9 protein-coding genes are annotated in these 13,226 nt (G+C 67.8%); 2 read left to right on the forward strand and 7 right to left on the reverse strand.

Going from position 1 to position 13,226, the window contains the following annotated elements; translation table 11 throughout:
• Complete coding sequence (locus KKR91_RS10400; RefSeq protein ID WP_210229312.1) at positions 1-1,290, reverse strand: CapA family protein; 1,290 nt, start codon at positions 1,288-1,290, stop codon at positions 1-3.
• Between the two features lie 102 nt (positions 1,291-1,392).
• Between KKR91_RS10400 and KKR91_RS10405 the strand changes: the two genes are divergently transcribed.
• A complete protein-coding gene (locus tag KKR91_RS10405; protein WP_210229315.1) occupies positions 1,393-3,411 on the forward strand; it encodes a M3 family metallopeptidase in 2,019 nt (672 codons plus the stop codon).
• A gap of 3 nt (positions 3,412-3,414) precedes the next feature.
• Positions 3,415-4,257 carry a GNAT family N-acetyltransferase gene (locus KKR91_RS10410; RefSeq protein ID WP_210229317.1) on the forward strand — a complete coding sequence of 281 codons (843 nt, stop codon included), beginning with the start codon at positions 3,415-3,417 and terminating at the stop codon, positions 4,255-4,257.
• A gap of 62 nt (positions 4,258-4,319) precedes the next feature.
• On the opposite strand, the gene pgsA is transcribed toward KKR91_RS10410, so the two are convergent.
• The 6 genes from pgsA to KKR91_RS10440 form a co-directional block, all read right to left on the reverse strand.
• A complete protein-coding gene (gene pgsA, locus KKR91_RS10415; RefSeq protein WP_210229319.1) occupies positions 4,320-4,922 on the reverse strand; it encodes a phosphatidylinositol phosphate synthase in 603 nt (200 codons plus the stop codon).
• Between the two features lie 3 nt (positions 4,923-4,925).
• The gene (locus KKR91_RS10420; protein WP_210229321.1) at positions 4,926-5,528 is read right to left on the reverse strand and encodes an HIT family protein; all 603 of its coding nucleotides are present in this window, start codon (positions 5,526-5,528) and stop codon (positions 4,926-4,928) included.
• Positions 5,529-5,574: 46 nt separating this feature from the next.
• Positions 5,575-7,587, reverse strand: coding sequence for a threonine--tRNA ligase (gene thrS / locus KKR91_RS10425; protein ID WP_210229324.1), 2,013 nt, complete (start codon positions 7,585-7,587; stop codon positions 5,575-5,577).
• A gap of 9 nt (positions 7,588-7,596) precedes the next feature.
• The gene (locus tag KKR91_RS10430; RefSeq protein ID WP_210229326.1) at positions 7,597-11,145 is read right to left on the reverse strand and encodes a DNA polymerase III subunit alpha; all 3,549 of its coding nucleotides are present in this window, start codon (positions 11,143-11,145) and stop codon (positions 7,597-7,599) included.
• Between the two features lie 13 nt (positions 11,146-11,158).
• Entirely contained in the window at positions 11,159-11,470 is a 312-nt protein-coding gene (locus tag KKR91_RS10435; RefSeq protein WP_210229798.1) for a DUF6504 family protein, read from the reverse strand.
• A gap of 151 nt (positions 11,471-11,621) precedes the next feature.
• A complete protein-coding gene (locus KKR91_RS10440) occupies positions 11,622-13,223 on the reverse strand; it encodes an MDR family MFS transporter (protein WP_237687345.1) in 1,602 nt (533 codons plus the stop codon).
• Positions 13,224-13,226 lie beyond the last annotated feature (3 nt).

A 13,226-nucleotide genomic window follows, 5' to 3' on the forward strand; every position in this document is an offset into this window, starting at 1 on the left:
CTACCCCGCTCCAGGCTCGCGGCTCACGAGCCATTCGTGGGCGCCTGCCTCGGCGGCCCCCATCGATTCCACCACCGAAACGGTGCGCTCCCGTACCGCCGCCTGCCGGCCCTCGGGGGCGCACTGTCCCTGCGGAAGGTCAGCGGCGACTGAGCACCAGCGGTACGGATCCCGGACGATTACCGACGGGGCCCAGGCCAGGTCCGTGAGTGCCCAGCCGCCGTCGCCGCCCCCGCCGAACTGGGCGCGCAGAATCAGCCCCTCGTTGTTGACGTCGTACCAGGGCGAGAGTTCGGTGACGGCGTTGCCCAGCCCGTACGCGATCCAGGTGCCGTTGTAGTTTTCAATCGGCAGCACCGAGTGGCTGTGGTGGCCGTAGATGAAGTCGAACTCGCCGCTGTCGGCCAGCGCGTGCGCCGTTTCGGTCTGCTGGGCATTGGGCACCGATGCGTATTCGTCGCCGGCGTGGATGGCCCCGATGACGACGTCGGCACCGGCTGCCCGCGCGGCGCGGGCCTTGGTGATCATGGCGGCCGGATCCAGCAGGTCCACCTGCCAGTCGAATTCCGTGCTCATGCCGTTCAGCCCATAGGTGGCTTCAATCACCGCGACTTTGCCCGCCGCTGCCTGCAGGATCATCAGCTCGGCCGCCTCGGCTTCAGTGGCATAGGAGCCGGTGCGTGCCAGCCCCAGGCCGTCCAGAGTGGCCAGGGTCCGGTTCAGGCCCGGCGTGCCGGCGTCCACCGTGTGGTTGCTGGCGGTGGTGCAGGCGTCATATCCCACGGCCTGGGCGGCGGAGAGGATCTGCGGCGGAACATTGAACAGCGGATAGCCGGCATAGGGGCCCGCCGCCTCGGCCACCGGTGTTTCCATGTGGCAGATGCCCAGGTCCGCGGCGCCCAGATAGGCCCGCTGCCCTTCGAGCAGCGGCTCGAAATCCATGGGCAGCCGGCCCGAGGCCGCGCCGTCGGCTGCGGCCTGATCCCAGAGCTGGGGATGGACCAGCAGGTCCCCGGCAACCATGACGGAAAAACACCGCACGGCCGGGCAATCCGGACCCAGTCCCGGTGTCGGGTCCACAGTGGGAACCGGCGCGGGCGTTTCCAGGCCGGCGGTGGAGGACGGCGCGGTGTCCGGGGCTGGTGCGGCGGGCGCGCAGCCGGCCGCAGCCGCCGACAGCAGGACTGCCGCTGTTGCTGCCGCTGCCCGTGCTCCCGGCGCTGTTCCCAGCCGTGTTCCCAGCCGTGTTCCTGGCCGTGCCGCTGAAGTCTGAACCGTCTGTGCACCCATGGCGCCCCCCACTCTGCGGTGGACCACCCCGCGCAGCCCGGGCAAGCGTACGACGGCGTTGCTGTTGTTCGCCTCACGAAGCGTGTGCGAGTCTTGACGCTTATGAGTAATCCTTTCCTGAGTACCAGTACGCTGCCGTACCAGCTTCCGCCGTTCGAGCAGATCACCCCCGACGATTTCCTCCCCGCCTTCAAGGCCGGTTTCGAGGAACACCTGGCGGAAATCGACGCCATCGTCCGCAACGCGCAGGCGCCGGACTTCGACAACACCATCGCCGCAATGGAGCGTGCCGGCCAGACGCTGGCCCGCACTGCCTATGTGTTCTTCACCTTCGCGGCAGCCGACGCCACGGCAGAGATCCAGGCGATCCAGCAGGAAGTCGGTCCGCAGCTGGCAGCCCACGATGACAGCATCCAGCTCAACAAGGACCTCTTCGCGCGGGTTGAGGCAGTCTCCACGGAGGGGCTGGACGACGAGGCGGTGCGCCTGGTCTCGGAGTACCGCCGCAGCTTCGTCCGGGCCGGAGCGCAGCTTGACGACGCCGGCCAGGCCCGCATGCGGGAGGCGAATTCACGGCTGTCCGTGCTGGGCACCGATTATGCGCAGAAACTGCTGAGGGACACCAACGACTCGGCCCTGCTCGTTTCCGACGCGGGCGACCTGGACGGCATGTCGGCCGATGACATTGCCTCCGCAGCCGCGGCAGCAGCAGAGGCCGGCGTCGAGGGATATCTGCTCCCCCTGGTCCTGCCCACCTCACAGCCTGCACTGGCGTCGCTGACCAACCGCGATACCCGCCGCCGGCTGTTCGAGGCCTCGATCAACCGCGGATTCCGTGCCAATGATGACAACACGCTGGCCCTTGCCGCCGAAATGGCTGCGCTGCGGGCCGAACGGGCAGCCCTGCTGGGTTTTGGGAACCACGCCGAGTTCGCTACCGATGACCAGACGGCTCCGTCACTTGCGGCCATCCACGCGATGCTGGATGCGCTGGTGCCCCCGGCCGTGCGCAACGCCAACGCCGAGGCACAGCTGCTGCGCGAGGCCGCCGCACGCGATGGCATCGATGAGCTCGAGCCCTGGGACTGGTCCTTCTATTCGGAGCAGGTCCGGCGCGAGCAGTTCAGCGTGGACCGCTCTGCCCTGCGCCCGTACTTCGAGTTGGAGCGGGTGCTTGCCGACGGCATTTTCTACGCCGCGAACCGGCTCTATGGCCTGACTTTCACGGAACGCACGGATCTGGCGGGCTACCATCCCCAGGTCCGCGTGTGGGAAGTGAAGAACGACGACGGCACTCCCCTGGGCCTGTTCCTGGGCGACTACTACACCCGTCCCACCAAGGCCGGCGGCGCCTGGATGAACTCCCTGGTCCACCAGTCTTCCCTGCTCGGCACCCAGCCCGTGGTGGTCAACAACCTGAACATCCCCCAGCCGGCCGCCGGCGAGCCGACCCTGCTGTCCTTCGACGAGGTGGTCACGGCTTTCCACGAATTCGGCCACGCCCTGCACGGGTTGTTTTCGGAGGTCACCTATCCCCGGTTCTCCGGAACCGCCGTCCCCCGGGACTTCGTGGAGTACCCCTCCCAGGTCAACGAGATGTGGATGCTCTGGCCCGAGGTTGTGGCGAACTTCGCCAAACACCATGTCACCGGCGAGCCCCTTCCGCAGGACGCCATCGACAAGATCGAGGCAGCTGCCACGTGGGGTGAGGGATTCGGCACCACCGAGTATCTGGGCGCCACGTTGCTGGACCTCGCCTGGCACGAACTGGCCCCCGGCGAAACGGTCACCGATCCGCGGAAATTCGAGGCCGAAGCCCTGGAACGCGCCGGCGTCGCCCTGGACCTGGTGCCGCCGCGCTACCGCACCGGCTACTTCAAGCACATCTTCGCCGGCGGCTACGCGGCCGCGTACTACGCCTACATCTGGAGCGAGGTCCTGGACGCAGACACGGTGGAGTGGTTCAAGGACAACGGCGGGCTGACCCGCGCCAACGGGAACCGGTTCCGCCGCGAGCTGCTGTCCCGGGGCAACAGCATCGACCCGCTGCAGGCCTTCCGGAACTTCCGGGGCCGCGACGGCGCCATCGAGCCGCTGCTGCACCGGCGCGGGCTGGACTGATCCGTGGCCACGATTGCCGCCTGCCAGAATCTGCACCGGGACTGGCTGGCCTCCCTCGCCGTCGCCTCCGGCGGCCGCACCTTCTCCACACATGAATCCCACTGGGCATGGCTGCCGGCGCGGCGGCAGCTGGTGCTGCTGTATCCGGAGCGGATTTCGCCTGCCGGTATCCGCCCGGGGCTGGCCGAGGGCGCGCGCCTGGGCGCCCGCAGCGTCAGCGCCTGGCTGAACAACGCCGTGGGGTACTCCCCGCTGGAGGCATTCGGCTTCCACCGCGGTCCGCAGCCGCTGTGGATGAGCGCACCGGTGACGGCGCTGCAGCAGTTCAGCGCGGCTGCAGCGGCGCTGGATCCGGCTCCGGCGGAAATTTCAGGGCCCGACGCCGATGAGCTGGCCGCCGGCGGCGGCCATCCCCGCACGGCGTGGCACCTCACCGCGCGTGGCGAGGGGAAATTGACCGGACGGGCCTGGGTGTTCGTTCCGACGCAGGCAGAACAGCGGCGGCAGAAGGAGGAACGGGAGCTGCGCCGGCAGCAGGACCGCCCGGTGATCCTCCAACCCCGGCATGAGAGCCGGGGCACGGCTACGGTGGCGGTTGCGGAGCCTGCGCTCCAGCGGAAGCCGGCGGCCGGTTCCCTGGCGGGTGTTTTCGGCCTGGCTGTGGGGCCCTCCAGCCGGCGCAGGGGCTACGGCACTGCCCTGCTGAGCCGTGCAGCCGCGGTGGCTGCAACGGCCGGCGCCGGCCAGCTGGCGATTAACGCCGCTCCCCTGGGCCTGGAGCTGTGCACTGCCCGCGGCTTCGAGCTGATCGGCCGGGGGCAGCAGCTGCGCCTGGACCTGCGCTGAGCTGATCCCGGGCCGGCACCGGAGGCTGATCCTTGATCCTCCCTGCCGGCGCGGGGTCTGGCCTAGAGGGCCTGCCGGCGGACGGCGGCGATCCGCTGGCCGACGGTGATGCAGCTGGCCACGCAAAGCGCGATCAGGACCACGAGCAGCAGCACTTCGGGCAGTCCCAGTCCCACCAGGCCGGTGGCCACCAGCAGCGAGACCAGGCGTTCGGCCCGCTCGGCGATACCGACATTGGCGGTGAAGCCCAGGGACTCTGCCTTGGCCCGGATGTAGGACACGGACATGCCCAGGACCAGGCAGATGATCGCGGCTATGCCGATGGCGTCGTTGTCGCCGCCGGTGAAGAACCAGATGCTGACACCGGCGAACAGGGCGCCGTCAGCGAAGCGGTCCAGAGTGGAATCAAGGAATCCGCCCCACTTCCCGGTGCGTTCCTGCAGGCGGGCCATGATCCCGTCCAGGACATCGGAGAAAATGAACGCGGTGATGAACAGCGTTCCCCAGAACAGCTGGCCCATCGGGTAGAAGACGAGTCCGCCGACCATCACGCCCAGGGTACCCAGGATCGTCACGGCGTCCGGGGAAACACCCCGCTTCAGCAGCCAGGCGGCCATCGGCGTAAAGACGCCGGTGAAAAAACCTCTTGCATACTTGTTCAGCACGGTTTAGTCCTCACCGGCCGTGGAGGATGCGGGCCAGGCGTCAGCGACCTGCTGGCGGACGTCGCCCAGGGTCTGGGTGATGGCCTTGGTGTTGGCAATGATCGGCAGGAAGTTCCCGTCGCCGCCCCAGCGCGGAACAATGTGCTGGTGCAGGTGCGCGGCAATTCCCGCTCCCCCGGTGACCCCCTGGTTCATCCCCAAGTTGAAACCGCTGGGGTTGGAGACCTTGCGCAGCACGCGCATGGCGGTCTGCGTGAGCGAGGCGATCTCGGCGGTTTCCTGCTCGTCGATGTCCGTGTAGTCCGGAACATGCCGGTACGGGCAGACGAGCAGGTGCCCGGCGTTATAGGGAAACAGGTTCAGGATGACAAAGGCGTGCCTGCCGCGGTGCACGATCAGGGACTCCTCGTCGGACCGGGTGGGGGCGGCGCAGAACGGGCAGTTGTGCTCCGAGGAGACCTGTTCCTGCCCGCCCTTGATGTACGCCAGCCGGTGCGGTGTCCACAGGCGTGCAAACGAATCCGGCACCCCGGCCAGTTCGAAGGAATCGGTGACTGCGGCGTCGCCCGGGTAGGGACTGCCGCCGTCGTCCTGTCTGTCTTCCATCTGCACTCCTGTACTCGCCACCCGTTATCGCCGTCGTTTTTGCCGGTTACTTGTCCCGGTTGCGGACGGCTTCAACGATGCGCTTGACCGCTTCCTCGACCGGCACGCCGTTGTCCTGGCTGCCGTCACGGAAGCGGAAGGACACGGCGCCGGCATCGGCGTCGTCGCCCCCGGCGATCAGGACAAACGGAATCTTGTCCTTGGACGCGGTGCGGATCTTCTTCGGGAAGCGGTCGGTGCCGGTGTCCACCTGGGCGCGGATGCCTTCGGCCTTGAGCTTGTCGACGACGTCGAACATGTAGTCGTTGAACGCCTCGGCCACGGGAATGCCGACCACCTGGACCGGAGCCAGCCAGGCCGGGAACGCGCCGGCGTAGTGCTCGGTGAGCACGGCCATGAAGCGTTCCACGGAACCGAACAGTGCGCGGTGGATCATGACCGGGCGCTGGCGGGAGCCGTCGGCGGCCTGGTATTCCAGTTCGAAGCGCTCGGGCAGGTTGAAGTCCAGCTGGATGGTGGACATCTGCCAGGTGCGGCCAATCGCGTCGCGGGCCTGGACGGAGATCTTCGGGCCGTAGAAGGCGGCGCCGCCCGGATCCGGAACCAGGTCCAGTCCGGAGGCCTCGGCTACCTCGGCGAGGGTGCGGGTGGCTTCGTCCCAGATCTCGTCGGAGCCGACGGACTTTTCCGGGTCCCTGGTGGAGAGCTCCAGGTAGAAGTCATCCAGGCCGTAGTCCTTGAGCAAGTCAAGGACGAATTTCAGCGTGCTGGTGAGCTCGTCCTTCATCTGGTCGCGGGTGCAGTAGATGTGGGCGTCGTCCTGGGTCATGCCGCGCACGCGGGTCAGGCCGTGGATCACGCCGGACTTCTCGTAGCGGTACACGGAGCCGAATTCGAACAGGCGCAGCGGCAGTTCGCGGTAGGACCGGCCGCGGGAGCGGAAGATCAGGTTGTGCATGGGGCAGTTCATCGGCTTCAGGTAGTAATCCTGGCCGGGCTTGATGACCGCGCCGGTCTCCGGGTCGGTGACCTCATCCACGTGCATCGGAGGGAACATGCCGTCGCGGTACCAGTCCAGGTGGCCGGAAACCTCGTACAGGTGGCCCTTGGTGATGTGCGGGGTGTAGACGAACTCGTAGCCGGCCTCGGTGTGGCGCTGGCGGGAGTAGTCCTCCATGGCCTTGCGGATGATGCCGCCCTTGGGGTGGAACACCGGCAGGCCGGAACCGAGTTCATCCGGGAAGGAGAACAGGTCCAGCTCGGTGCCCAGCTTGCGGTGGTCGCGGCGCTCGGCCTCGGCCAGGCGTTCCTGGTAGGCCTTCAGCGCGTCCTTGGTGGGCCAGGCGGTGCCGTAGATGCGCTGCAGCTGCTGGTTCTTCTGGTCGCCGAGCCAGTAGGCGGCGGAGGAACGGGTCAGCGCGAAGGCGTTGGAAATCAGCTTGGTGTTGGGGAGGTGCGGGCCGCGGCACAGATCGCACCACACGACGTCGCCGGACTTGCGGTCCACGTTGTCGTAGATGGTGATCTCGCCGGCGCCGACCTCGATGTTCGCGCCCTCGCCGGCTTCGTCTGCGCCGTCCTTCTTGCCCAGGAGTTCCAGCTTGTACGGCTCGTTGGCCATGGCCTCGCGGGCTTCTTCTTCGCTGACCACGCGCCGGGCGAATTTCTGGTTCGAGTTGATGATCTTCTGCATCATCTTCTCGAGGGTCTTCAGGTCCTCCGGGGTGAACGGCTCGGCGACGTCGAAGTCGAAGTAGAAGCCGTCCTTGATGTACGGACCGATACCGAGCTTGGCGTCGGGGCGCAGCTGCTGCACGGCCTGTGCCATCACGTGGGCGGTGGAGTGGCGCAGTACGTTAAGGCCGTCTTCGGAGTCGATGGTCACGGCCTCGACGGCGGCGCCCTCGCCGAGCTCGGTATCCAGGTCCGTCAGGACACCGTTTACCCGCATGACGACGACGTCGCGGCGGTCGAAGAACAGCTGAGCACCTGTGGTGCCAGTATCCACCGTGGTCTCTTCGCCGTCGACGATGAGGGTGAACTTCTCTGGCACTGACACGGTTGTCTCCTAGATTTCGTTGTGCGGCGGCGTCTGTGGGCCGGTCAGGACGTGGCCGGCTGCTTCCTGCGCCCCTTTGATGTTATCCGCTGTAGTTGGGCCCCACCAACCTGCCCCGCCCGGAGCCGGCAGCGAGTCGGCGTCGTTCAGGTCCCAGGCCTGCAGCGCCTGCAGGCTGATTCCGCGCGGTCCGGTGCGCCGGGTGAGCCCGCGGATCAGCATCAACGCGGTGCCGAACAGCAGCGGGCCGGCTTTTTCCTGGGCCTCGTGGAAGAACGTGCAGTCCACGCATCCGGTGCCGTCGTCGAGGCTGATGAACACCACCCGGCGGCCGCCGCGCATGGGCGGAGTCTGCGTGGCCACGCGGATCCCGGCCACCAGCACCTCGGAATTGTTGCGCAGTTCCACCAGGTCCCGGGCCTTGGTGACGCCGAGGGTACTCAGCAGCGGCCCGTAACTGTCGATCAGGTGGGCACTGACATCCACGGCCAGCAGGTCCAGTTCGGTGGCAACTTTTTCGCGCAGCGTTGGTTCGGGCAGTTCGGCGTGCAGGTTCTCCAATTCGGTGTCGCCCAGCGGCAGCGAGAGCTGGCCTGGAATGGGATCGTATTTGCGTGGTGCCGGGCGGGGCGGGGCAGCATCGAGGTGGCGCAGCAGATCAGCGCGGGAGGCAGCGGTCCCGGTGTCCCTGGCGAGGGAGTCGAAGGCGCCCAGCTGCGCCAGGCGCATCAGGGTGGTCCGGCCCACCCTGGCGCGGGCGCGCAGGTCGGCCAGTGAATCGTAGGGCTGGCCGGCGGCGATCCGCCGCAGTTCGGTGGCTGAGAGCCCGTAGATCCCGGCCAGGCTGAGCCGGATGCCCAGTTTTTCCGGGCGGGCCGGATGGCCGGGCGAGGCGGGAACGGCAGGGATCCGTTCCACCCGGTACTGCTCGCCGCTGCGGTTGATGTCCAGCGGCAGGATGGGGATGCCCAGCCGCCGGGCCTCGGCCACCAGCAGCCGGCGCGGATACATGCCGGGGTCGTGTTCGAAGATCCCGGCCAGGAACGCCTCGGGATGGTGGGCCTTCAGCCAGGCCGATTGGTAGGTGGGCACGGCAAAGGCAGCGCCGTGCGCCTTGCAGAAACCGAAGCTGCCAAAGGCCGCCAGCGTGCCCCAGACATTCTCAATGACATCGGCCGGGTAGCCGCGTTTGCCGGCCTCGGTCCGGAAGTAGGTTTCCACCCCTTTTTCGGCCTCTTCGTTGCCCAGCAGCCTGCGCAGCTCGTCTGCCTTGGCCAGGCCGCACCCGGTGAAGACGTCGAAGGTGCGCAGCACCTGTTCGTGGAACACGGTTACCCCGTGCGTCTCGGCCAGGACCGGCCGCAGTGCTTCGTGCGGATATTCCTCCGGAGACCAGCCGTGCCGGTGTTCCAGGAACGGGCGGACCATGTTCGACTTCATCGGCCCGGGCCGGAACAGCGAGATGTCGATGATCAGGTCGTTGAAGTCCCTCGGCGCCAGCTTGCCGATCAGCTCACGCTGGCCGGGCGACTCGATCTGGAAGCAGCCCAGGGTCTGGGTGCTGCGGATCAGCTCGTAGGTGGGTTCATCGTCCAGCGGCACGGCGTCCAGGTCGATGGAGCCGTCGGCGCGCACGTAGTCCGGCCCCTGACCGCCGGCTCCGGCCGGATGGGCGCCGGCTTTGACGGTGTCCTCCTTGGTGGGGTGCAGCCGCCGCACCTCCGCCAGGGCGTAGGCCATGGCGCTTTGCATCCGCACGCCCAGCACGTCGAGCTTGAGCATGCCCATGGGATCCATGTCGTGCTTGTCGAACTGGGACATGGGCAGGCCCAGCCCGGAGGGCTGCACCGGGGTGCGGTCCAGCAGGGAGGTATCCCCCAGGATCACGCCGCACGGGTGCATGGAGATGTGGCGGGGCAGCCGGTCCAGGCGTTCGGTCAGATCCACCAGCAGATCCAGCTGCCGGTTGCCCTGGACCCGTTCGGCGACGTCGCGCAGTTCGGGCTTTTCGGCGAGCGCCTCCCGGAACTTGGCGGCGGAGAAACGCCAGAGCTGTTTGGCCACGGCTCCGACCTCCTCTTCGGCCAGGCCCAGGGCCATGCCGGCGTCGCGCACCGCCCCGCGGGCGCGGTAGCCGTTCTGCATGCTCATCAGGGTGACGCGCTCGGCGCCGAAACGTTCGAAGATGCGGTGGTAGACGTTGTGCCGTTGCGCGCTTTCGACGTCGATGTCGATGTCCGGCAGGGTCGAGCGGTCCTGTGAGAGGAAGCGCTCAAAGATCAGGTCATGCGCCAGCGGGTTAACGTGGCTGATGCCCAGCAGATAGTTCACCAGCGAGGACGCCCCCGATCCCCGCGCAGCGGCCCGCACCCCCATCCCGGTGATCATGGCGGAGACCTCGGCGACGGTCAGGAAGTAGGAGGCAAACCCCAGCCGTTCGATGATGCCCAGCTCATGCGCCAGCCGGTTGCGCATCCGTGCTTCCCCGGCGGCATCCAGGGTGGCGAACCTGCGGCCGATTCCCGCTTCGCAGCGGGCCACCAGTTCGGTCATGGGATCGGCGGTGATGCCGATGACCGATGCTTCCGGAACCACCGGCTGTTTCCAGCCCATTTCCGCCACCGGGTCCATCCGGCAGGTGTCGGCGAGCGCCTCGGTGTCGCGGAGCAGGCGTGCCGCCCCGGCCGCGCCATAGCCTGCACCGGCGCTGATCTCCCGGGCCAGCTCCCCCATCGCCTTGGCTGTCTTGAGCCAGCCCTGCCCGCTGGGCTGCAGGTCCGGAAGCCTGGCCATGGAGGTCAGCGCCCGGGCGGCATCCAGGACGTCGGCGGTGGCAGCGCCGTCGGCATCGACATAGCGCACCGCATTGGTGAGGATGGCGGGCAGCTGCATTTCATCGGCCAGCCGGAACATGCGCACCGCATGGGCCAGGGACAGGTTCTTTCCGGGGGCGCTCAGATGGGTCACCACTTCGATGGCCAGCGCTTCGCGGGGCAGCAGGGCCTGCCAGCGGGCGAAGAGTGTGCGGGCGACGGCATAGCTGCGGCTGCGCATCGCCTGGCCGACGTCGGACCAGGGGCCCACCAGCACCGTCAGGACCGGACTGTCCCGTCCGGCGGGGTCCGGGGCGCCGCCGTCATCGCCGTTCCCGGCAGCCCGCGCCGCCAGTTGCTCCAGGGTCACGCCCACGGGTTTGCTGTTTTTGCGGGCACCTGAGGCAACCGTGCCGGCGTGGGCATCGGAAATCAGCCGGCACAGCGCCCGGTAGCCGGCCCCGCCGCGCCGGCCGTGGGCCAGGACCACCACGCGGCCAGTGACCGCAGTGCTGCCGTGCCCGTCGGGATCACCCAGCACGGCCAGATCCACCCCCACGATGGGATCAATGCCGGCATCCATGCAGGCGCGCAGGTGCTTCACCGTTCCGTAGAGCCCGTCCCGGTCGGTGCAGGCGAGCGCGTCGGCGCCGTCGGCTGCCGCAGCGGCAGCGAGGTCCTGGGGCCAGGACACACCGTAGTGTGCACTGAACGCGGTGGCGGTGTGCAGGTGGGTGAAGCTCATGATGGCCAGGTTCCTAGGCGCTTTCCTGCAGGGCGTCGTGAACCCGGATCAGGCGCCAGCGCCCGGAGGACAGGTCATGCGAGAGGTCCAGGGTACGCAGCGGCGCACGGGTGGTCAGCCTCGCCTGCACCCGCCAGATCTCGGAGTCCACCAGGCCGGGCCCGTGTCCGCGTTCGGCACGGGCTTCTTCGTCCCACCAGTTCCGGCGTTCAAACCACCGCACCGGATCCGCCGCGACCTTGTAAATGCGCCCCTGCCAGGACAAGCGCAGCGGCTGCCCGCCGGGAGAACACACCACCTCTACCGCATCGCTGAAGACACCCACTTCAGTTCCCTCTTCCACCGTTGACGGCCTGCAGGTTTAGTTAATTGACCTGCTTCATCTTCGAACATATATTCGAACAGCACCAGTGTACGGCCCCTTTCTGACAGCCGCCGATCACTGCGGCCCTGACCGTTGGAAGGCCCGCCCCGCGTCATCCCCTGGCCTCCTCGGCGGCTTCCACCCGTGTGCTCTCGGAGAGTGGAACCTGCTGGATAAACAGGGAAAGAACCAGGGCAGCTGCCACCACCGGGACTCCCAGCAGGAAGATCGGCGGCAGGGCCTGGCCGAAGGCGCCGGCTACAAACCCGCGGACCGGATCCGGCAGGCTCCGCAGCAGCTCGGGGCTCAGCGAATTGATGCCGCCGGCCGCCAGTCCCCCGGCGCCCGGCGGGGCAGCAGCCATTTGCTCCGAGAGCCGGCTGATAAAGACGGATCCAAACACTGCAATCCCGAATGACGCACCGATCTGGCGGAAGTAGTTCGCCGCAGAGATGGCGGTCCCCATATCCCGGGGCGGAACGCTGTTCTGTACGATCAGCACCAGGTTCTGCATCAGGCAGCCCACCCCCAGTCCCATCACCAGCATTCCTGCAGCGGTGAAGGAATAAGGGGTGTCCGCGGAGATCCTGGAGAGCATCACCAGGCCGGTTATGATCACGGCGCAGCCGAGAACCGGATAGATCTTGTAGCTGCCGGTCCGCGAGATCAGCTGCCCCGTGCCGATGGAGGTCAGCAGCAGCCCGCCCATCATGGGCAGCATCATCAGGCCCGATTGGGTTGCCGAAGCGCCGTTGACCATCTGCAGGAACGTGGGCAGGTAGGAAATGGTGGAGAACATGGCCATCCCCACCGCGATCCCCACCAGCACCGGCAGCAGGAAGTTCCGGATCCGGAACAGGCGCGGCGGCAGGATCGGCTCCGGCGCCCGCAGCTCCACCGGGATGAACGCCACAACGGCCACCAGGGCTGCAGCTGCCAGCCCGAGGATCTGCGGCGAGGACCAGGCGTAGATGCTTCCGCCCCAGCTGGTCAGGATCACCACCGCGGCGCTGGCCACGGCCAGCAGGGCTGCACCGGCGTAGTCCAGCCGCGGCCTGAAGGCCCCCGTCCGGGAGGCTTCCGGTCTGGGCAGGTGCAGGGAGGAGATGACGACGGCGAGCGCCACGGCCCCGATGGGAATGTTGATGTAGAACACCCACCGCCAGGAGAAGCTGTCGGTGATCCAGCCGCCCAGCAGCGGGCCTCCCACCGAGGCGAGCCCGAAAGCCGCACCGATCACGCCCATGTACTTGCCGCGTTCACGCGGCGAGACGATATCGCCGATGATGGCCTGGGCGCCGATCATCAGCCCGCCGCCGCCAACCCCCTGCAAGGCACGGAAGGCGATCAGCTGCTCCATGTTCTGCGCCAGGCCGGAGAGGACGGAACCGGCCAGGAAGAGCGCAATGGCGAAGATGAAGATCCTTTTCCGCCCGTAGAGGTCACCAAGCTTGCCGTAGACGGGCAGCCCGATCGTGGCGGCCAGGATGTAGGCGGTCACCACCCAGGACAGATGCTCCAGCCCGTTCAGTTCCCCCACAATGGTCGGCAGCGCGGTGGCCACGATGGTCTGGTCCAGGGCCGCCAGCAGCACGGCCAGCAGCAGGCCGGTAAACACCATGGCCCGGCGCGGCCTGCCGGCTGCCGGTGCGGCCGCCAGTCCGTGCCCGGGCGCCGGTCCCGGCTCGGGGAGGAAGTCCCGGTTGCCCGCCATTGC

The sequence above is a fragment of the Arthrobacter jiangjiafuii genome (assembly GCF_018622995.1).
Taxonomy (GTDB): Bacteria; Actinomycetota; Actinomycetes; order Actinomycetales; family Micrococcaceae; genus Arthrobacter_B; species Arthrobacter_B jiangjiafuii.